At 34.1% G+C, this 18,967-nt stretch carries 24 protein-coding genes and 1 pseudogene; 16 read left to right on the forward strand and 9 right to left on the reverse strand.

Going from position 1 to position 18,967, the window contains the following annotated elements; translation table 11 throughout:
- The first annotated feature begins 2 nt into the window (after positions 1–2).
- Entirely contained in the window at positions 3–1,172 is a 1,170-nt protein-coding gene (locus tag A9C19_RS08315) for a CapA family protein (RefSeq protein ID WP_072579513.1), read from the forward strand.
- A 92-nt stretch (positions 1,173–1,264) separates the two neighbouring features.
- Here A9C19_RS08315 and dat read toward each other — a convergent pair whose 3' ends face one another.
- The gene (gene dat, locus A9C19_RS08320; RefSeq protein ID WP_072579514.1) at positions 1,265–2,134 is read right to left on the reverse strand and encodes a D-amino-acid transaminase; all 870 of its coding nucleotides are present in this window, start codon (positions 2,132–2,134) and stop codon (positions 1,265–1,267) included.
- A gap of 724 nt (positions 2,135–2,858) precedes the next feature.
- On the opposite strand from dat, the gene A9C19_RS08325 reads away from it, so the two are divergent.
- Complete coding sequence (locus tag A9C19_RS08325) at positions 2,859–4,163, forward strand: hemolysin family protein (protein WP_072579515.1); 1,305 nt, start codon at positions 2,859–2,861, stop codon at positions 4,161–4,163.
- 231 nt (positions 4,164–4,394) lie between these two features.
- A complete protein-coding gene (locus tag A9C19_RS08330) occupies positions 4,395–5,111 on the forward strand; it encodes a YebC/PmpR family DNA-binding transcriptional regulator (protein WP_072581802.1) in 717 nt (238 codons plus the stop codon).
- Positions 5,112–5,262: 151 nt separating this feature from the next.
- Here A9C19_RS08330 and A9C19_RS08335 read toward each other — a convergent pair whose 3' ends face one another.
- Positions 5,263–5,757: a CBO0543 family protein gene (locus A9C19_RS08335; protein WP_072579516.1), complete on the reverse strand. Its 495-nt coding sequence runs from the start codon at positions 5,755–5,757 to the stop codon at positions 5,263–5,265.
- A gap of 215 nt (positions 5,758–5,972) precedes the next feature.
- Between A9C19_RS08335 and A9C19_RS08340 the strand changes: the two genes are divergently transcribed.
- The 5 genes from A9C19_RS08340 (at position 5,973) to A9C19_RS08350 (ending at position 8,807) form a co-directional block, all read left to right on the forward strand.
- Complete coding sequence (locus A9C19_RS08340; protein WP_072579517.1) at positions 5,973–6,734, forward strand: MerR family transcriptional regulator; 762 nt, start codon at positions 5,973–5,975, stop codon at positions 6,732–6,734.
- Between the two features lie 199 nt (positions 6,735–6,933).
- Complete coding sequence (locus A9C19_RS22425) at positions 6,934–7,065, forward strand: hypothetical protein (RefSeq protein ID WP_267888746.1); 132 nt, start codon at positions 6,934–6,936, stop codon at positions 7,063–7,065.
- Positions 7,066–7,266: 201 nt separating this feature from the next.
- Positions 7,267–7,407 carry a hypothetical protein gene (locus A9C19_RS21710; RefSeq protein ID WP_158515068.1) on the forward strand — a complete coding sequence of 47 codons (141 nt, stop codon included), beginning with the start codon at positions 7,267–7,269 and terminating at the stop codon, positions 7,405–7,407.
- Positions 7,408–7,809: 402 nt separating this feature from the next.
- Entirely contained in the window at positions 7,810–8,424 is a 615-nt protein-coding gene (locus A9C19_RS08345) for a phosphatase PAP2 family protein (RefSeq protein WP_072579518.1), read from the forward strand.
- A 71-nt stretch (positions 8,425–8,495) separates the two neighbouring features.
- Entirely contained in the window at positions 8,496–8,807 is a 312-nt protein-coding gene (locus A9C19_RS08350; protein ID WP_233499254.1) for a YodL domain-containing protein, read from the forward strand.
- A 406-nt stretch (positions 8,808–9,213) separates the two neighbouring features.
- On the opposite strand, the gene A9C19_RS21985 is transcribed toward A9C19_RS08350, so the two are convergent.
- Positions 9,214–9,354: a hypothetical protein gene (locus A9C19_RS21985; protein ID WP_199445818.1), complete on the reverse strand. Its 141-nt coding sequence runs from the start codon at positions 9,352–9,354 to the stop codon at positions 9,214–9,216.
- 11 nt (positions 9,355–9,365) lie between these two features.
- The gene (locus A9C19_RS21990; protein WP_199445819.1) at positions 9,366–9,503 is read right to left on the reverse strand and encodes a hypothetical protein; all 138 of its coding nucleotides are present in this window, start codon (positions 9,501–9,503) and stop codon (positions 9,366–9,368) included.
- A gap of 195 nt (positions 9,504–9,698) precedes the next feature.
- Here A9C19_RS21990 and deoD point away from each other — a divergent pair, with 195 nt between their 5' ends.
- The 3 genes from deoD to A9C19_RS08365 all read left to right on the forward strand — a co-directional run bounded on the left by deoD (position 9,699) and on the right by A9C19_RS08365 (position 12,015).
- Positions 9,699–10,406 (forward strand): purine-nucleoside phosphorylase, encoded by a 708-nt coding sequence (gene deoD / locus A9C19_RS08355; protein WP_072579520.1) that lies wholly within the window; start codon positions 9,699–9,701, stop codon positions 10,404–10,406.
- Between the two features lie 241 nt (positions 10,407–10,647).
- Positions 10,648–11,496 (forward strand): M15 family metallopeptidase, encoded by an 849-nt coding sequence (locus tag A9C19_RS08360; RefSeq protein ID WP_072579521.1) that lies wholly within the window; start codon positions 10,648–10,650, stop codon positions 11,494–11,496.
- Between the two features lie 15 nt (positions 11,497–11,511).
- Entirely contained in the window at positions 11,512–12,015 is a 504-nt protein-coding gene (locus A9C19_RS08365) for a mismatch-specific DNA-glycosylase (RefSeq protein WP_072579522.1), read from the forward strand.
- Between the two features lie 30 nt (positions 12,016–12,045).
- On the opposite strand, the gene A9C19_RS08370 is transcribed toward A9C19_RS08365, so the two are convergent.
- The 3 genes from A9C19_RS08370 to A9C19_RS08380 form a co-directional block, all read right to left on the reverse strand.
- Entirely contained in the window at positions 12,046–12,300 is a 255-nt protein-coding gene (locus A9C19_RS08370; protein WP_072579523.1) for a hypothetical protein, read from the reverse strand.
- Positions 12,301–12,389: 89 nt separating this feature from the next.
- Complete coding sequence (locus tag A9C19_RS08375; RefSeq protein ID WP_158515069.1) at positions 12,390–13,091, reverse strand: class I SAM-dependent methyltransferase; 702 nt, start codon at positions 13,089–13,091, stop codon at positions 12,390–12,392.
- Positions 13,092–13,144: 53 nt separating this feature from the next.
- The gene (locus A9C19_RS08380; protein WP_072579524.1) at positions 13,145–13,417 is read right to left on the reverse strand and encodes a hypothetical protein; all 273 of its coding nucleotides are present in this window, start codon (positions 13,415–13,417) and stop codon (positions 13,145–13,147) included.
- 470 nt (positions 13,418–13,887) lie between these two features.
- Between A9C19_RS08380 and A9C19_RS08385 the strand changes: the two are divergent.
- Together A9C19_RS08385 and A9C19_RS08390 are read left to right on the forward strand one after the other, a co-directional pair.
- Positions 13,888–14,282 (forward strand): annotated as a pseudogene (locus A9C19_RS08385) (IS5/IS1182 family transposase); the annotation flags it as partial.
- Positions 14,283–14,534: 252 nt separating this feature from the next.
- Entirely contained in the window at positions 14,535–15,923 is a 1,389-nt protein-coding gene (locus A9C19_RS08390) for a S41 family peptidase (RefSeq protein WP_072579526.1), read from the forward strand.
- Positions 15,924–16,051: 128 nt separating this feature from the next.
- Here A9C19_RS08390 and A9C19_RS08395 read toward each other — a convergent pair whose 3' ends face one another.
- Positions 16,052–16,675, reverse strand: a complete 624-nt coding sequence (locus A9C19_RS08395; RefSeq protein ID WP_420835811.1) for a nitroreductase family protein — start codon at positions 16,673–16,675, stop codon at positions 16,052–16,054.
- 174 nt (positions 16,676–16,849) lie between these two features.
- On the opposite strand from A9C19_RS08395, the gene A9C19_RS08400 reads away from it, so the two are divergent.
- The 3 genes from A9C19_RS08400 to A9C19_RS08410 all read left to right on the forward strand — a co-directional run bounded on the left by A9C19_RS08400 (position 16,850) and on the right by A9C19_RS08410 (position 18,215).
- Complete coding sequence (locus A9C19_RS08400) at positions 16,850–17,158, forward strand: winged helix-turn-helix transcriptional regulator (protein ID WP_072581805.1); 309 nt, start codon at positions 16,850–16,852, stop codon at positions 17,156–17,158.
- On the forward strand, positions 17,151–17,885 hold the full coding sequence (locus A9C19_RS08405) for an SDR family oxidoreductase (protein WP_420835812.1): 735 nt from the start codon (positions 17,151–17,153) through the stop codon (positions 17,883–17,885). The genes A9C19_RS08400 and A9C19_RS08405 overlap by 8 nt, the downstream gene beginning before the upstream one ends.
- A gap of 108 nt (positions 17,886–17,993) precedes the next feature.
- Positions 17,994–18,215: a hypothetical protein gene (locus A9C19_RS08410; RefSeq protein WP_233499255.1), complete on the forward strand. Its 222-nt coding sequence runs from the start codon at positions 17,994–17,996 to the stop codon at positions 18,213–18,215.
- Positions 18,216–18,394: 179 nt separating this feature from the next.
- On the opposite strand, the gene A9C19_RS08415 is transcribed toward A9C19_RS08410, so the two are convergent.
- The gene (locus A9C19_RS08415; RefSeq protein ID WP_145925784.1) at positions 18,395–18,868 is read right to left on the reverse strand and encodes a hypothetical protein; all 474 of its coding nucleotides are present in this window, start codon (positions 18,866–18,868) and stop codon (positions 18,395–18,397) included.
- Between the last annotated feature and the right edge of the window lie 99 nt (positions 18,869–18,967).

Below are 18,967 nucleotides of genomic sequence, written 5' to 3' on the forward strand. Positions count from 1 at the left end.
AAATGGAAGAAAAAACGTATAGTAGTCTGGTAAGTAGAGTGGATAAATCAAAGAAGAAAAAGAGGCGTTTGAAGAAATCGGTTAACCGTCTTTTGTCATTTGTTCTATTTCTTATCATCTTGGGATTAACTCCCTTGCTAATCAATATAACAAAAGAATCAGTTTCTACTAGTAGTAGTCACCCTTCAAAAGAAGTAACTTTAGTAGATAAGACAAACCCAATAGTAAAAGACAGTTTGACGACAACGATTAAAGTGAGTGCAGCAGGTGATTTTACATTAGGGAGAGATGAGAGCTATCCATTTGAAGGATCATTTGATGAAGAAGCAATGAATAATGGTTATGGTTACTTTGTAGAAGGGATAGAAAAGCTATTTAAAGAGGATGATTTTACGTCTGTAAATTTGGAAACAACGCTGACTACCGCTACTGAAAAGGCGGAAAAAACATTTCGTTTTAAAGGAGATCCTTCTTATGCTCAAATTCTAAATATGGCAGGTATTGATGCTGTTAATTTAGCAAATAATCATATGTTTGATTATTTACAAGAAGGCTATGAAGATACTAAGCATGCATTGAAATTACAACAGATCGGCTATTTTGGTTATGAAAATACTTATATGACAACAGTGAAAGGTATAAAAATTGGAGCACTTGGGTATGAAGGTTGGCAAGATAGTGAAGAACTTAGGAGAAAGATAAAAGGCGAGATGAATAGTTTAAGAGAACAAGGTGCTCAAATCGTCATCATCCATTTTCATTGGGGGGAAGAAAAACAATATGTACCCAATGAAAGTCAAAAATCGCTTGCAAGGTTCTCAGTTGATCATGGAGCAGATTTAATTATAGGACACCATCCACATGTCATTCAGGGAATTGAAGAGTATAAAGAGAAGTTTATTGTGTATAGCTTAGGAAACTTTATGTTTGGAGGGAACAAGAATCCTACTGATAAGGATACATTTGTTTTTCAACAAACGTTTTATATAGAGAATGGGTATTTAACAAATAAGAAAGACATTAATGTATTGCCTTTCTCAATATCATCAGTTACTCATCGAAATAACTATCAACCAGTACCTTTAGTTGATCAAGAAAATGAACGAGTAAAAAATAAAATCATTCAATATTCTAACCATATTGATGGTGCAAGTTGGGTTGCTTATGAGTGAAGAATAGTAAAGCCATATGAAATTCCATACTTTTTCTACAATTGAACAGATAGCAAGGAATAAGTTTGATTTTATCCCTTGCTATCTTATTATTAATCGAATGATTTAGATAGATTCCCGCATTGCTTTTCAATTTCAGAAGTAAAAAGTTGTTGTAATTGACGTGTGAGAGTACCAGGATCACCGTTTCCAATTCTTTGCTTGTTAATTTGGATAACTGGCATAACCTCTGTAGTAGTTCCTGTTAGAAATACCTCATCGGCTTTCACCATGTCTTCGATTGTAAATGGTTTTTCTTCTACAACAAACCCCGTTTTTTTACAAATCGATAAAAGAACTTGTCTTGTAATTCCATTTAAGATGTAATGATTAGCAGGATGCGTATACAATACCTGATTTTTAATCATCCATACGTTCGAAGAACTTCCTTCAGTTACTATTGTACCTCTATGTTGAATAGCCTCAAAGCTATTAGAATCAACAGCTTCTTGTTTAGCAAGAATATTTGGCAGCAGGTTTAGACTTTTAATATCACAACGTAGCCAGCGAATGTCTTCTACTGTAATGGTAGTAACGCCTGACTTCATTGGAACTATTGGTAATGCAAGCTCTTTAGTGTAAGCAATATAAACTGGTTCACAAGGAGGTGATGGAAAAGCGTGATTTCTTTTTGAAACTCCTCTTGTTAGTTGGAGGTAAACGATTCCCGTTGATAAAGATGTAGTATGAATTAGCTCATTTATTTTTTCTTGCATTTCACCTACTTGATAAGGAACGTTAATTTTAATCTCATTTGCACTTTTTATGAATCTTTTTAGGTGTTCTTCCGCAGTAAATAATTTTCCGTTGTACACTCTAATGACCTCGTATACACCATCACCAAATTGATAGCCTCGATCCTCCAGGTCAATGTTTATTGAATCTCTTTCGAAAATTGAATTATTATAAATTATCATATCCATATACATGCTCCCTCAAAAAAGAATATGTATATTTTATCACAAATTATCAAATAATTTTATTCTATGGAATCAATTTCATAAATGCCTATTTAAGATACTTATATCTACAGACTTTTAGCTATTTATAAAATGTCGGGTCTAGTTGAATTCCGTTCCAGTTGCTCGCTTTTTGCGTGGCGAAAAGGTGAGCCCCATTTTAAGTCATTTTCGTTTAAAGAACGTATTTATAAGCAATAATCTTTTTGAAAATAGTCAGTGTGTAAATCTTAAGCAGTTTGCTGTTGATATAACATAGCATGGATACGATCTACCAAAAGCCGCAATCAAGAAAGAATTTACTACATGAAATCCATACAATCATTCTAGTAGCCAAGGAGTAAAACATAGCAATAAATTAGCTTTTTGGAAACGTGATTTCTTCATCACTACAGAGGGTATTGGATGACAATCGATAGTTAAAAAATAGCTTAAAATCGTTGGGAGCTTCTACATCATATACTTCATATAGTTCCATTAGTTTTAGTAATTGAAATTTTAATTATTGAAAATGGTTTGCTCTTACAATCTCTTCCTTTAGTAGTGAGTTTAATCCATTTCTTATGTTATTGGTTACGTATATGTGCATGGCATCATACTAAGTGCTATGAATTCCTTTTAGTAATAGGAGGTGAAGGTTTTGTAGGTATGTGAAGGTTTTTCCTAATAATACTTACAAAACAACAGATTGACAATAACGATAAATATAGTCCTAATTATCATTCTTATTGCGTTGACAGGTTTTTTTGTCGCTACAGAATTTGCTATCGTAAAAGTAAGATCTTCAAAAATTGAGCAGTTTATAGTAGAGGAAAGAAAGGGAGCCCTTGCAGCAAAGAAAGTTGTATCACACCTAGATGAATATCTATCAGCTTGTCAACTTGGAATAACCGTTACTGCATTAGGATTGGGGTGGTTAGGTGAACCAACTGTTGAAAAAATTATTCATCCCTTATTTGAGACATTTCAATTGAATGAATCACTTTCGCATCTTTTAACATTTGGATTGGCTTTTGCTATAGTTACGTTTTTGCATGTTGTTATTGGAGAGCTGGCACCAAAAACAATTGCGATTCAGAAAGCGGAATTGATTACCTTAACTTTTGCCATGCCTATCATGTGGTTTTACAAAATAATGTATCCTTTCATCTGGTTTTTAAATGGATCTGCAAGGCTATTCGTTCGACTTTTTGGTATTAAAACAGCTTCTGACCATGAAATTGCCCATTCAGAGGAAGAATTGAGAATTTTATTATCTGAAAGCTTTGAAAGTGGAGAAATTAACCAAAATGAGTTAGATTATGTAAATAATATATTTGAATTTGATGAAAGAATTGCAAAAGAAGTAATGGTTCCTAGAACGGAAATTGTTAGTTTGTCGTTAGAAAATTCCTTTGATGAAGTATTGGAAATTATTGCTGCTGAAAAGTACACAAGGTATCCTGTTGTCGTTAATGGTGATAGAGACCATATTATAGGATTTATTAATATTAAAGAGCTGTTAACTCGTGTTGTCATAACGAAGGAAATTACTAATCATAATATACTCGAACCTTTTATTAATCCAGTAATAAGAGTAATTGAGACCATGGCCATTCATGAATTGTTAGTTAAAATGCAAAAAGAACGTACACATATTGCTATTTTAATTGATGAGTATGGAGGAACCTCAGGTCTTGTGACAGTTGAAGATATTTTAGAAGAAATTGTTGGTGAAATTCAAGACGAGTTCGATGAAGATGAAATTCCCGAAATACAAAAGACCGGTGAAAATAGATATATAATAGATGCGAAAATGCTGATCCACGATGTGAATCAATTACTAGGTACGGACTTAGAGGAACAAGAAATTGATACCATTGGTGGCTGGTTTTTGACACGTAATTTTGAAGCTGAAAAGGGCTCAGAAGTGGAGTCGGCTGGCTATTTATTTAAAGTTCACGATAGTAGAGGGCGCCAAATTTCATACCTTGAAGTGAAGAAAGTCGAATGAACAAGTATGTTGATGACTTCGTTCTCTAAGAGATCTTTTCGCTTAACAAACCGTCTGAATAAGGTATAATAGGAAAGAACGTATGCGAATTAGTCTCAGTGCTTTGTGTAAAGGACCTTGATAGGGAAATTTTATTTAGATAAGAGAACGATTGATACATACACGTATTCTCTCTTAAGTAAAGTTAAGCAAAAGTACTGAGCGAGACAATGTTGAAAGTGAGTGTTCATGATGGGGCGTAAGTGGAATAATATTAAAGAAAAGAAAGCGTCAAAGGATGCTAATACAAGTCGTATCTATGCGAAATTTGGTCGAGAAATATATGTTGTTGCCAGACAGGGAGAACCAGATCCAGAAGCTAACCAAGCATTAAAGGTAGTTCTGGAAAGAGCTAAAACCTATAATGTACCAAAAACAATTATAGATCGTGCTATTGAAAAAGCTAAAGGCGGTTCAGAGGAAAATTACGATGAACTTCGCTATGAAGGGTTTGGACCAAATGGGTCAATGGTTATCGTTGATGCATTAACTAATAATGTAAACCGTACTGCTTCAGATGTACGTGCTGCTTTTGGAAAAAATGGTGGGAATATGGGTGTGAGTGGATCTGTTTCTTACATGTTTGATGCAACTGCAGTAATTGGTATCGAAGGTAAAACTGCTGATGATGTATTAGAAATACTTATGGAAGCAGATGTTGATGCTCGTGATATTCTTGAGGAAGAAGATTCAGTTATCGTTTATGGAGAACCAGATCAATTCCATGCAATTCAAGAAGCGTTTAAACAAGCTGGAATAACAGAATTTACAATTGCTGAACTAACAATGTTAGCTCAAAATGATGTTTCATTACCAGAAGATACAGCTCTACAATTTGAAAAACTAATTGATGCTCTTGAGGATTTAGAGGATGTTAGACAGGTTTATCATAATGTGGAGCTCGTTTGAAAAATAAGTAGCCAAATGGCTACTTATTTTTTTCTATTAGACACTATAAAACTGAGGTTAAATTTAAGATATTGTAGAACTTCAAATTACTAGCAACGAAAAGTGTCTGCTTTAATTGAAAACATAGGTGAACCTAAACATAAGACAACTATTAAATATAATCAAAGACAGTGAGGTAAAATAAACAAAATAGGATTGAGAGAAATAGTGCAGTCAATTTACGCGTGTGGTGTAACCTAACCATTGGAAACATGGTTATAACAAATAGAGCAGACCACCAAATAGTCCAGCCATTGGAATAAATAATATCACCAGTTTGTCTACAAATCACTTCACCTATAATAAATAAGACACTCCATACCGCATAATATAAAATCTTCTTCATGCGTTTTTTAGGATAATTTGATAAAAACAAAAAAGCAACAAATGGATTAATCAATAAATTATGTATGAAGTGTATATTCATAATTGATAAAAAGTTTGTTTTTTGAAAATCCCATAAATGAAAATGGCTATGAGCAATATATTCGTATACGAATGTAGATAAAGCAATGTAAAGCATTGAAGGATAATAGTTCTCCCAATTCTTCCAATCACCTTTAAAAATGGATAATAATAAAACTAAAGCACCATAAAATATATGCATAAAATCTTCTCCCAATTAAAGCTTACTTTTAGTATTTCAATTTTTTTACAAATGATACCATATAAAGTAAGGGTTTTTTTGTTACTGTATATAAGTTTAATGTGGATATGTTTTACTAGAACCTAGCACTTTTTGTAAACCTTTTATTAGAACTAAAATTGTCTTTACATTCTCGTTACGTTAAGGATTATAGTAAAAAGATAGGAGGTGATAATGTGGAATATACAGTAAAAAAACTAGGTGAACTTGCTGGGATTAGTGCAAGAACATTGCGTTACTATGATGAAATAAATCTCTTAAAGCCTAAGCTAATTAATACGTCAGGTTACAGGGTGTATGGAGAAGTAGAAGTAAACAAACTACAACAAATCTTATTTTATCGGGAGTTGGGAGTATCTTTAGAAACCATTAATGAAATTCTCCACTCTCCTAAATTTAATGAACTAAAGGCCTTAAAAGCTCACCAAAAAAAACTTCTTGAGAAAAAAAGGGAGTTAGATCTTTTGCTAAGAAACGTAGAAAAAACAATTTCAGTAAAGGAGGGGAGCGGAACAATGACAGACAAAGAGAAATTTGAAGGATTAAAAAGAAAAAAAGTAGTAGAAAATGAAGAGAAGTTTGGAAGAGAAATAAGAGGGAAATATGGAGATGAAGCCGTTGATTCTTCTAACAAGAGGTTTATGGACTTAACGAAAGAAGACTATGATACAGCGATTGAGTTAGAAAAGGTATTGAAGGATACCTTGAAGAAGGCGATGGAAATTGGTGATCCTTCCAATGAATTAGCTCAACAAGCTGCTAAGCTTCATAAGAGGTGGATTTGTTATTATTGGGACAATTATACAGTGGAAGCACATGCAGGTTTAGCGAAAATGTACGTTGAAGATGAACGCTTTACTGATTATTATGACCAAGAAGTTTCAGGAACTGCCGCATTTTTAAGAGATGCTATTTTGATCTACACAGATCAGAATTAAACACGTTTGTATAGGTTGTTGTGGTTACTTGCTTACTAAATTGTAACAGTAGATGATGAAGGGAAAGAAAATCAAAACATTCTGATACCCATCATTCCAACTATCACGATTTTATCACGTTATTTAGGGCATATTTTTTTCTTCTTGACTTACACTAATAGATGTTATGGTTAATGAGGATAAGGAGGTAAATGAAATTATGTCAAAGAAGAAGCAAATATCTGAAGTCGATCAAAAAGAATTAGTAAATGATAAGGCTGAAAAATTAAAAGCGAATAACTATGAAAATGAACATATAAGAAATACAACTGCAAATAGCAATAATCGATAAAACGGGAAAAAGTCATATTTTTACTTACAATCTATACCTGAACTAAAAGCGTGAATTCGTTCGTGGATTTGCGCTTTTTATCCATTTTTCTCACGATACTATAAACCAATCTTAACCCTAAAAGCTATACAATAAAAAAAGAATCATTTTGTTGGTAAAGTAAAATAATAACGAGGAGTTTAAAGAAAAGGAGGAGAAATTATGTCCAAAAAACATCATAATAGTCCTGAGCAAAAAGCGAAAATGGCACATGAACATAATACGGAATTTGGAGAGGAGTATGGGGTGAAGAAAAAGCCCGCTCCAGGCCATAGAGAACAGAAAAAACATAAAAAAGTATAATTAAGATGACAAAAATCTTTGCTTGAGGCTGGGACAAAACAAAGAGCCAGGCACCCTCGAATACAATCTATTGTGTACACTAGATAAATCAGTGCGTACATATAGTCGTTACGATAAGGTGCCAGGCACTTCTGTCCCAGCCTCTTTTTTATTGTTGAGCATACATAAAATAAGAAATTGTTACATTCAGATACATAGCTAAACATTTTATAAGTCCTAATACTGATTTCAACGGCTGGTCAACTTTTTATGATAAACGTAGAGAGTAGTATCAATTGTTGAGAATAAAAGTAAATCGTCCCCTTGCTAGACCATTTTTAATTCACATTCGTTTTTGTCAGTGGAAATTCGCTATATAAAGCTATAGATAAGAGCAATCTACCAAAGAGAGGAGAAAGAATAGTGATTGCCATCATTCTAATTCTAGTGATCGTCTTCATTGGATGTGCAGTAATGTATCCTATTCCCTTTTTTTATGAATGGGACGTAAAGACGACGTTATTTTTCGAAGATCATCGTACTCCTTTTTTAACAGAGTTCTTTTTGTTTATTACGGATTTAGGTTCAATTAAATATATTCTCCCGATATGTATCATTTTTACGATATTTTTTCTTTATAAAAGGATGGTTATTGAAGCTACATTACTTATGATTATGTTTTTTAGTGTTCGATATTTAAATATATTGTTAAAGAATATATTTGTTAGAAATCGACCCAACTTTGATGCTGTTTATGAAGCAGTACATTATAGCTTTCCGAGCGGTCACGCTATGAATTCAATTGCCACATATGGTTTCCTATTTATCCTTCTTACATTGTCCATAAATGTAAGTAGAGCATGGAGAGGATTAAGCATTGTGATAGTTTGCATTTTTATTGGCCTAATTGGGATGAGTAGAATTTATCTTGGAGTTCATTACGTAACAGATATTGTAGCAGGGTTTTGTGCTGGAGGGATATGGTTACTCATATTTCAAGCCGTATCAAGAAAAATTCCTTCTTTTCGACAAAAATAGAATGAATTAGATAAAGGGATTTCGTTGTTATTTCTTTAATAAGTAAAGAAAAGCTAATAGGGGGATATCCATTGGTTTATTCTTTACTTAATAAAAGCAGAACCTATACATTTGATATTACTGTATTCCAAACACCTTTTTATGGATCAACAAGAGGTTATAAGGAAGTGTACCGGTTAGATGTGGAAGGGAACTCTCATGAGATAGTCATTCAAAAAGTATTTCGAATGTTTAATGTGGTTGACTGTATTCCCAATGATTATAAAGGTCGTTTCATGAGTACAGGGGATATTCTGTTAATCGATCAAGGTAGGCATGGACAATATTACTATAAGCTTACATCAGGTGGTTGGGAAAAAATTAATAGAATACAGGTAAAGTGAGTGAGGTTGGGTCAAAACTCAATCATTTTATTAAAAGACGAACGATTATCGTATGACACGTTGTTCCTTATTAATATGTTGTGATGGAAGAACAAGTACGTTCCATTCCGCTTCATCCACTTGCTTTCCGCGGGGAAAATGAACTGCTTTTCCTAGGGAGGAGGCTTCAGCCTCCTCGCGGCTACGCCTGTGGGGTCTCACCCTTTCCTCTACCTCCCGCCGGAGTCAAGTGTCTTTTTGCTCCATTACACTAGCGATTAACAATCGTATTCATAAACAATACATGTAGTGAAAAAGAATAAAACCCGAACGATAGGGGGGATTTTCATTGAAAAATCACCTGATCGTTCGGGTTTCTCATTAACTAAAAACACTTACGTCCCAGCCTCATAGTTGTTATAGCCTTTTATTGATTGTGCCCAGGCCCATTTTTTCTTTTGGCTGATTGATGTTCTTTGCTATGAGCCGTTTCTTCAGCAATTAAGACATCTTGAGGTATATGATTGTTCTTTTTTGGCGTATTACGATTTCTATGTTTTTTTCCCATCATATCTCTCCTTAAATTTCGTTAGATTTATTTGTCGTATGCGTTTTTTGCTTTCGAGGCTTTTTAGACTCATGAGGCATTGTACCATTTCTCGAGCCTGGATTCGTTTCATTAGCATATTCTACAGCTTGTTCAAGTTTTTTCTTCATTATCATGACTCCTCCTTTTTTCATGTACAAGCTTATTTTCTTCAGATGACTAGTAATTTAACACTGTAAAAAAATACTTAGGAGGATTTATTGGTTTAATGGATAAACTAGGTGAGAAGAAGAAATATTTCAAGAAGGTTTAATTTATGATATAGTAAATTGACTCTTTTCGATTATATTTAGGAGGTTTATCATATGAGTGTACATATTGGTGCGAAAGAGAATCAAATTGCAGAAACTGTGCTTTTACCAGGGGATCCGTTACGAGCGAAATACATCGCAGAGACATTTTTAGAAGATGTTATTTGTTACAATGAAGTTCGAGGAATGTTAGGGTTCACAGGAACTTATAAAGGGGAAAGAATTTCGGTACAAGGGACAGGAATGGGGGTTCCTTCTATATCCATTTACATAAACGAATTAATGAATAGCTATAATGTTCAGCAATTAATCAGAGTAGGTACTTGTGGAGCGATACAAAAGGATGTGAAAGTAAGAGACGTTATCTTGGCGATGAGCGCCTCTACTGACTCACAAATGAATCGTTTAACTTTCGGTGGTGTTGATTATGCACCAACAGCTAATTTTGAATTGTTGAAAAAAGCATATGATACAGGAATTGAACAGGGGCTAAATTTAAAGGTGGGGAATATTTTTACTGCTGACATGTTCTATAACGATAATGCTGAGCTCGAGAAGTGGGCACAATATGGAATATTAGCAATTGAAATGGAATCCTCAGCTCTATACACACTTGCAGCAAAATATGGTCGTAAAGCACTATCAGTATTAACTGTGAGTGATCATATCTTAACTGGAGAAGAAACAACTTCCGAAGAAAGACAGACTACATTTAACGATATGATTGTAGTTGCTTTAGATGCTGCAATTAAAAAAGCATAAAAATGCGCATGACGTATTTTGTTAAAAAAAGATGACTCTTACCCCTTGAGTCATCTTTTTTTATCGTAAGAGTGCATATTTCTAATTAATCGAAACTCACTGTATTCACAATTTGTCGAATACATTTAGTTTGAAGTGTAGGGAAAAAGGTAAAACTGTATATGGTATTATATCTTCATATCATTGCTAGTCCAATTAGTGATAAAATAGAATTTGTATCTATTTTAGTAAGGGTGATAAAATGTCATATTATGTAAAGGTTAGTTTTTTATGTGCTATAGTTATTAGTTTATCAGCATGTGATAATGTTTCATTGCCAAATGGACTCTCATTAAAACATCATAATCAAGATAGCCAACAGGAGATTCACGAAAATGATTTAGAGACAACTCTAGAAGAAAATCATATGGAGACGGAGCATGCTGAAGTTGAGATTGATCCTGAGTTTCTATTAGAGTCTGAATACTTTAACCGCGTACAACCAGTTGATAACCTTAATATTATAGAAAATCCTACGAATGTTTTAGCGATGGTAAATAAAGATTACTCTCTGCCAAGCACCTATAAACCTGAAGATTTAGTTATTCCTAATGTTGAATTTTCTTTTGGGGAAGCAGAGGTTGAGAAAAGATATTTAAGGGAAGAAGCTGCTCATGCATTAGAGGAACTTTTTTCCCTAGCTAAAAAAGATCAAATAGAATTGTTCGCTGTATCTGGCTATCGGTCTTACTCAAGACAACAAGGTATTTTTAATAGTGAAAAAGAAGCAAAAGGGGAAGTTGAAGCCATGCAGGCAGTTGCCTTAGCTGGTCAAAGTGAACATCAGACGGGATTGGCGATGGATGTTACTAGTCGTAGTGTTAACCTTGAAATTACTGAAGAATTTGGTCAGACTGAAGAGGGAATGTGGGTGGAAGAAAATGCCCATCTAGCGGGATTTATTGTTCGTTATCCTAAAGGAAAAGAAGAAATAACGGGCTATCAGTATGAACCGTGGCATTTACGGTATGTTGGTAAAGAGAAAGCAACAACGATGTTTGAACATCAATTGACCTTAGAAGAATATTTTAATAGAGTAAAGAAAATATAGTAGGAGTTTTATTGGATGAAGAACATGGATCTACTTAAAGAAGATCTTAACATTTTGTTTATTGGTTATAATCCTAGCCTTGATTCAGGAAGACTAGGACATCATTATGCAAATAAAACAAATCGTTTCTGGAAATTACTTTATGAATCTGGAATAACAGAAAGATTATATTCACCAGAAGAGGATTTTCTTTTATTAGAACAAGGTTTGGGTTTTACGAACATTGTTTCTAGACCTACTAAAGCGGCTGAGGATATCACGAAGGAAGAATACATCGAAGGAAGAAAACAACTTATTGAGAAAGTCAGTAAATATAAACCTAAAATTGCTTTTTTTGTAGGTAAGGGTGTTTATTTACACTATAGTAAGCGGAAAAAAGCAGCTTGGGGATATCAAGAAATAAGCATTGTACCTGGAGTCACGGACTTCGTAGCACCTTCCTCAAGTGGTCTTGTAAGATTAAAAAAAGAAGAATTGCTGTCCATTTATTCACAAGTAAAAGATATAGAAAATAAGTAAAAGGGAGAAATATTTCTCCCTTTTATCTAATTACCAGAAAAATAGACCGCCTAAAACAAGTCCTGTGATAAAGCCTAATCCAATTCCATAAGGTGCTCCGTATCCATATCCATAACCATAATATCCATAACCATACCCTCCACCTCTTTGAATTAGAGGTTGAATATAAACTTTATCCTGTGTAACTCGACAGATTTTCCCTACATGATTACGTCCATGACGATCGGAAATACGGACAACTTTACCGTTGTATTTACAACAAAGCTGATAATAATGGTGTGACATGATAGCTCCTCCCTTCCCTTTACTCCTGATAGTTTATGTGAAGGTGTAAGAAAGGATTGTACGACTAACCTATCTATAAGATTTCTTTTTTAAGATTTGTTTAAAATAAATACACGATACGATAATTTGTGTTTATACTCTTCTGATATTCGTTCGTGATCAGAAAGAACATTGAATGTTTCCTTAGGAATGTTTTCAGATAGAGAAAACTCAGTGATAGGCTCATTCTCAAAAGTGAAATCTTGAGGGGAAAGGATGGATTTCACTCTGAATTGATGTGTGAGGAACTTCTGAATCCATTCTCCTTCAGAAAGAATCGATGAAAAATGATAGAAGGAGGTTAATTTCTTCTTTTCATTTTTTGATAACTCTCCGATTTGGATGAGTTCAATTGCGATAAGCAGACCGTCTTTAGTAAGAACTCTTCTTATCTCGGGTAATGTTTTTGCCAATGAGGTAAAAGATAAAACAGATTCACACAACACACAATCAAAGGTTTCACTTTCAAATGTAGTTTTTTCGAGATTCTGAATGAAAAAGGGAACAGATAAGTTAGTTGATTTATTTCTCTTTAAGGCATGCTCAATCATTATAGGATTTTGATCAATACCAGTAACATTATAACCAAGCATGAATAGATAGTTAGCTGTTTGGCCAGTACCACAACCAGCATCAAGAATGTGAGAGGATATCGGAAGTCCTTCATGTTCTACAATTGACTTTGTCAGCGAAAGACCTCCAGGGTGTGCACCACCAATCCCTAAATACGAAAGCATCTCAATATAATTCACTCTAGCACCTCCAATACTCAACTTCATCTTATGAGAGAATTGAGAGCGTGTGCTTATATACATGTGAAGAGTTTGTAATCATTAAATAATTTAGTTAATTTTGGATTAATGATTAAATATATTTCAGCTTTATAAATAGCCTGTAAAGATTCTTTCTCGTGAAAGTGTCGTACAAATTGATTTACTTGTTGATCTATATAATGAATAATTTGATTTTTATAGTAGAGACTTCGGTTTTGAACTTTACTGTCCACTTCTTTTATGAGTGACATAGCAAAATTTATCATATGAAAGTTTTGTTTGCCGATATAATCTTTTAGTTGCATAATAATCCCTCCTGCATTTACATTACTGTAATAAACTTTACATTAATTTCACAGTAAAGTATCGTCGTTTTTGTCGAAATACAAAATTGACCCCATATTCTTATTCTAAGCTGTTATAACAGTATTTATAGTTGGAGAAATGTCTATTATTCAAAAAATAGGCAGAAGAATAATGTCGAAATATTGTTATTATTACAATATGCAAGTGTTTACATTTTGTTGAAGGGAGGTTTCGTCCAATTGTCTCTAACCTTTACAAATAAAAATAATATTTTAAATGTAAAGGTTAGACCATGTATAAATTGAACCAATGCTAAGAACATAATGAAAGCTATAGATAACTTATTTACATTAATTGGGTACCTCCCCAGAATCTCGAATGTTTTAGTTACCACACTAAAAACAAAGATTGGAGGATGACCCCAATGTCAATTATACGACAAGAAAGTCTATTTAACCTGCAAGATTCAGTTCAGCGTCTTAAGAATGATATGATGTTTCGTCTTGATTGTGGATTCCTGGTTTCTGACAACATTCCATTTAAAGCATCTTACTCACGAATGTTTACTCAACTAAGTGAATCATATGTTCCCTGAGTGTGTACAAGAAACTATTCTTCTACAAGCTATATCTGAAGGATTTGTTTCAAGATGATACCGTTGCGATTGATCCCACTCATATTGAAGCAAGAGTTCGAGCTACAGTGAAAGAAAAGCAACCAAAAGCTAAAACGAAAAAACGCGGACGTAAATCAAAAGAAGAACGTGAAAAGGGGCTTCAAGAAAAGTCTGAAAAGGAAGCAAGCCTCCTAATTTATGAAAAGTCGATAGAAGCACAATTAGATGTTTCTCTTGATGATTTACGCTGTTATATTGCCTCAGCTCGAAGCTTCTAAAAATGAAAAAAGATTTATAAGCAGAGAACGGCTGTTGAATGAGTTATTGCCTATTTAAAAGAATATTTCCAGTTGAAACAACTTTGTTATCGAACAGGAAAGCGAACGGAAGTACAATGATGAAATTGATCCATTTTTATAAATTGAAAAACTCATATTTATTGACGATTTGAAGCAGCTTAGACATAATAAGGACATACATAAAGGTGGTGCAAATGTTCAGTGAAGTATAGCAAATTAGTTATTGCAGTCATTATTACTGCGATTATCTCATCTGGAATTACATTCAATTTAGTTCAACAAAGGGAAACAATTGCGTTAAATGATGAAGATCCATTTTCTAAATTAAAATCCACGTATAGTATCTTAGAGAAAAATTATTATAAAGAAATTGACCAAGAAACATTAGTAGAAGGTGCTATTAAAGGAATGGTTGATTCTTTGGATGACCCGTATTCAGTTTATATGGACGTTGAAGAAGCAAAAAGCTTTAATGAAAATGTTTCCTCATCCTTTGAAGGAATAGGGGCTGAAATACAGGAAAATAACGGTCAAATCATTGTTGTTTCCCCAATTAAAGGTTCACCTGCTGAAGAGGTAGGATTAAAACCTAAGGATGTAATCCTAAAAGTGGATGACCAATCGATTGATGGTTATTCTGTTACAGAAGCTGTTATGTTAATTAGAGGAGAAAAAGGCTCAAAAGTTAATCTTGTCATTAATCGAGCAGGTGTAGGTGAACTTGATTTTTCTATTGTAAGAGATACCATCCCAATAGAAACTGTCTATTCTGAAGTGATCGAAAAAAATATTGGGAAGATTCAAATTACTAAATTTTCAGAAACAACTGGTGAAGAGCTAACAAATGCGTTGAATGAGCTGCGAAAGAAGGAAGTTTCAGGATTAGTAATTGATTTAAGACAAAATCCTGGTGGACTTTTAAACCAAGCAATCGGAATGTCTGATTTATTCTTGGAAAAAGGAAAAAATATTCTTCAGGTAGAAAATAATTTAGGGGAAAAAGAAGTTTATAATGATGAAAACGACCTTGTTCTTGACCTCCCAATTACAGTTCTAATTGATGAAGGTACAGCAAGTGCTGGTGAAATTATGGCAGCAGCATTGAACCAGTCAGCTGGAATCCCATTAGTAGGGGCAACGACGTTCGGTAAGGGAACGGTTCAAACGGCTAAATCCTTTGATGATCAAAGCTCTGTGAAATATACGACGGCAAAATGGTTGACTCCTGATGGATCTTGGATTCATGAAAAGGGTATTGAACCAACTGTTAAAGTAGAATTACCTGAATATGCTAATTTGCCGTTTATTAACCCCGATAATGTTCTTAAACAGGGTGATACAAATACGGAAGTAGATTCAGCGCAAAAAATGCTTAGTGCACTAGGATACAGTGATATACCTTTAAATGGAACGTTTGACGAAACTACTGAAGAAGTAGTTAAACAATTTCAAAAAGATGAAGAACTACCAGTAGATGGTCAAATTACAAAACAAACGACCATTACATTAATACAAAGAATTCAAGAAAAGCTAAAAGAAAATGATACACAGTTAAAAAAGGCGATTGAAGTGCTAAAAGAAGGCATGTAAATAAAATAGGCCATTTACCATTAAGTAAAAAACCCGCACTATCCCATAAAACTCTTAATAGGAGTTTTAAATAGTACGGGTTTTTGCTTCTTTTTTTTTTATATATACCTAAACGATTTACTTTTAGTTTATAGCCATGTAGAGACTTTATCTAAACTTAATCGGTTACTCTTATGTGCTGGTTTAACAGCTTTCCCAATTGTTATTAACATAACTGGTACATACCGATCTTCAATTTGAAATTCTTTACTAAACTGGTCTTTGTTGAAACCACCAATTGCACACGTATCAAATCCCATTGCTTTGGCAGCTATCATGAATTGCATTGCTGCCAATGAAGAGTTAGAAAACGCAGCATCTCTTGCAAATGTATTGTCCGTATATGCTCCGCTAATTTGTTTAGATAGATTTTCCTGAATTTCAGCTGTCATATAGCCAGCCTCTACTAATGGAGAATAGACAGCTTCTGTATTCTTATCTGCTTCAAGATCACCAAGAATAGCAATAACTGCAGAAGACTCTATAATTTGACTTTGGTTATAGGCAACAGGAAGTAATTTTTGCTTAGATTCTTCACTATGAAATACGGTAAAATGCCAGTGTTGAAGGTTCCAGGCTGAAGGTGCTTGGGTTGTATATGAAAGGATTTCAGATAATTCTTCTTTTGAGATTTTCACACTAGGATCATAATTTCTTATTGATGTGCGTTCTTTCAATACTGTCATCATGTCTTCGGTGTAAGTAGTACTCATTTTAAATAATTCCTCCTAAATATTTGTCAAACTAACCTGTATGATTTATACTAAAAGTAATAAACTTACTTTTTGTTAGTTGTTATCTAAGAACATACTAATAGATATGGTACAATGAGTCAAGAGATATGATATTAAGGAGTGATCACAGTGAAAATCAATCTTTGTCCCAAAATGGAATCAGCATTTAGACTTTTAGGTAAGCGATGGATTGGGATTATCATTCATGTGTTATTAGACGGACCAAAACGATTTAAAGATTTATCAGAGATCATTCCTAGTATTAGTCAAAAGATGTTATCTGAAAGGCTAAAAGAACTGGAAAATGAAGGGTTGCTAGAACGAATTGTAATTGATGACACACCTGTAAAAGTAATTTATCAATTAACAAACAAAGGAGAGAGTCTAGAACCAGTTATGAAGGAAGTAGGAAAATGGGCAGATCAGTTTTGCTTACCTAGTGAGGAGAATGAAAATGCCTAGAACAGTTGTTGTAACAGGTGGAGCAAATGGAATAGGGAAAGAACTTTCAATTCAATATGCTCATAAAGGGTATAATGTGATCATTGCAGATATTGATGTCCAGGGGTTCGAAAAGATAAAGACGGATGTTGATGAAGAACGAGTTTGTTTCATAAAAACAGATGTCTCAAAAATAAGCGATATAGAAAAGATGTTGAAATACGCTGTCTCTAAATTTGATTCATTGGATATTCTCATAAATAATGCAGGGATATCAACATGGAAATCCCCATATGAATTGACGGTAGATGAGTGGGATGATGTGATACATACCAATTTAAGAAGTGTAATGTTCGCTTCAAGAGAAGCTGCAAAAATAATGAGAAAGAGTAAGTCGGGTGGAAAAATTATAAATATAGCTTCTACAAGAGCTACCATGTCAGAACCAAATTCAGAAGCATATGCAGCAACTAAAGGTGGCATCCTAGCTCTCACACATGCTCTTGCAGCTTCCTTTAGTGAAGATAAGATTCAGGTTAACGCTATTTCCCCAGGTTGGATAGAAACAGGTAGCTATGATCAATTACGCAAAAAAGACCATGATCAACATTTATCAAAAAGGGTAGGTAAGCCTTCAGATATAGCAAAAGCATGCTTTTACCTTTCTGATGAAGACAATGATTTTGTAACTGGGACAAATATCGTTGTCGACGGAGGAATGACACGAAAAATGATTTATGAGGAATAAACCCAATAATTTCTACATGAATTACCTAGAATATAGGTATAAGCCCAAGCACTCCTCATCTTAAATGAATACTTAATAGTGTACGTAATAAATGAGGAGGTTAAATGTATGAGACCTTATATGAGAAATGATTATCGTAGGCCCTACCCGGGAAGATTCTTTTTCGGTGGTCCTTTTATCGGTGGATTACTAGGTGGACTAGTAGGAAGTGCAGTTTTTAGACCAAGACCTTACTATCCATATGGCGGGTACCCTCCATATGGTGGATATCCACCATATGGATACGCACCTTATGGATATAACCCTTACGGTGGTGGCTACCGTAATTAATTCATGAATTCGTGACAAGATTATAATAGGCTAAAGAGGCTGGGACAGAAGTGCCTGGCACCTTATCGTAACGACTATATGTACGCACTGATTTATCTAGTGCACACAATAGATTGTATCGGAGGGTGCCTGGCTCTTTGTTTTGTCCCAGCCGCTTGCTTTTTATTAAAATAAAGACATTATTCATTTGTCCGTTCATTTATCTGTATTTCAGATGTAGAGTATTGCTTTAATTTCAAGAATTGAATTTCGATGTGATCTCGGCCGGAAGATGCTTTAGCGCCTTTCTTCTTAACTGGCGAAGGTAGCATATATTCCGATTTTTCATGTTTCTTAGGGAAATTTTCAATAATCAGTTTGTAATTAGTATGATGGAGCTTTAATTCCTCCACGGTTTCGAACTTAGGTATGCGTACATAAACATAATCTTCGGTTTCAAAGATCGTTGGGTTTACCTTTTGATGATCATCATTTGGAGGGTTAAGGATATGACCTTGGAAGGGAAAACCCTTTGAGAAATCATCACCAAATACCGATGACATCACATGTTGGATGTACGATTCGACTTCTTGAGGCTGCATTTTGTTTACCTTCTTCGTAAAACCAAACTGATCAAATGGAAATTGTTTACTCCACTGGTCCATTAAGTTCACTTCCTTTCGCTCCTAATTATTATATGCACCTAAAAAAGAAAGGGTTAGCGATAATGCATTTAGGTTGTAGGAAAACGAACCTTATGTTTATAATGGTGG

Source organism: Bacillus weihaiensis, assembly GCF_001889165.1.
Taxonomy (GTDB): domain Bacteria; phylum Bacillota; class Bacilli; order Bacillales; family Bacillaceae; genus Metabacillus; species Metabacillus weihaiensis.

Excerpts from the sequence above, each read along its gene's own strand:
- A9C19_RS08315 (WP_072579513.1), top strand. The coding sequence starts at position 3 with ATGGAAGAAAAAACGTATAGTAGTCTGGTAAGTAGAGTGGATAAATCA.
- dat (WP_072579514.1), bottom strand. The coding sequence starts at position 2,134 with ATGGATATGATAATTTATAATAATTCAATTTTCGAAAGAGATTCAATA.
- A9C19_RS08330 (WP_072581802.1), top strand. The coding sequence starts at position 4,395 with ATGGGGCGTAAGTGGAATAATATTAAAGAAAAGAAAGCGTCAAAGGAT.
- A9C19_RS08335 (WP_072579516.1), bottom strand. The coding sequence starts at position 5,757 with ATGCATATATTTTATGGTGCTTTAGTTTTATTATTATCCATTTTTAAA.
- A9C19_RS22425 (WP_267888746.1), top strand. The coding sequence starts at position 6,934 with ATGTCAAAGAAGAAGCAAATATCTGAAGTCGATCAAAAAGAATTAGTA.
- A9C19_RS21710 (WP_158515068.1), top strand. The coding sequence starts at position 7,267 with ATGTCCAAAAAACATCATAATAGTCCTGAGCAAAAAGCGAAAATGGCA.
- A9C19_RS21985 (WP_199445818.1), bottom strand. The coding sequence starts at position 9,354 with ATGGGAAAAAAACATAGAAATCGTAATACGCCAAAAAAGAACAATCAT.
- A9C19_RS21990 (WP_199445819.1), bottom strand. The coding sequence starts at position 9,503 with ATGAAGAAAAAACTTGAACAAGCTGTAGAATATGCTAATGAAACGAAT.
- deoD (WP_072579520.1), top strand. The coding sequence starts at position 9,699 with ATGAGTGTACATATTGGTGCGAAAGAGAATCAAATTGCAGAAACTGTG.
- A9C19_RS08360 (WP_072579521.1), top strand. The coding sequence starts at position 10,648 with ATGTCATATTATGTAAAGGTTAGTTTTTTATGTGCTATAGTTATTAGT.
- A9C19_RS08365 (WP_072579522.1), top strand. The coding sequence starts at position 11,512 with ATGAAGAACATGGATCTACTTAAAGAAGATCTTAACATTTTGTTTATT.
- A9C19_RS08370 (WP_072579523.1), bottom strand. The coding sequence starts at position 12,300 with ATGTCACACCATTATTATCAGCTTTGTTGTAAATACAACGGTAAAGTT.
- A9C19_RS08380 (WP_072579524.1), bottom strand. The coding sequence starts at position 13,417 with ATGCAACTAAAAGATTATATCGGCAAACAAAACTTTCATATGATAAAT.
- A9C19_RS08395 (WP_420835811.1), bottom strand. The coding sequence starts at position 16,675 with ATGAGTACTACTTACACCGAAGACATGATGACAGTATTGAAAGAACGC.
- A9C19_RS08400 (WP_072581805.1), top strand. The coding sequence starts at position 16,850 with ATGGAATCAGCATTTAGACTTTTAGGTAAGCGATGGATTGGGATTATC.
- A9C19_RS08405 (WP_420835812.1), top strand. The coding sequence starts at position 17,151 with ATGCCTAGAACAGTTGTTGTAACAGGTGGAGCAAATGGAATAGGGAAA.
- A9C19_RS08410 (WP_233499255.1), top strand. The coding sequence starts at position 17,994 with ATGAGACCTTATATGAGAAATGATTATCGTAGGCCCTACCCGGGAAGA.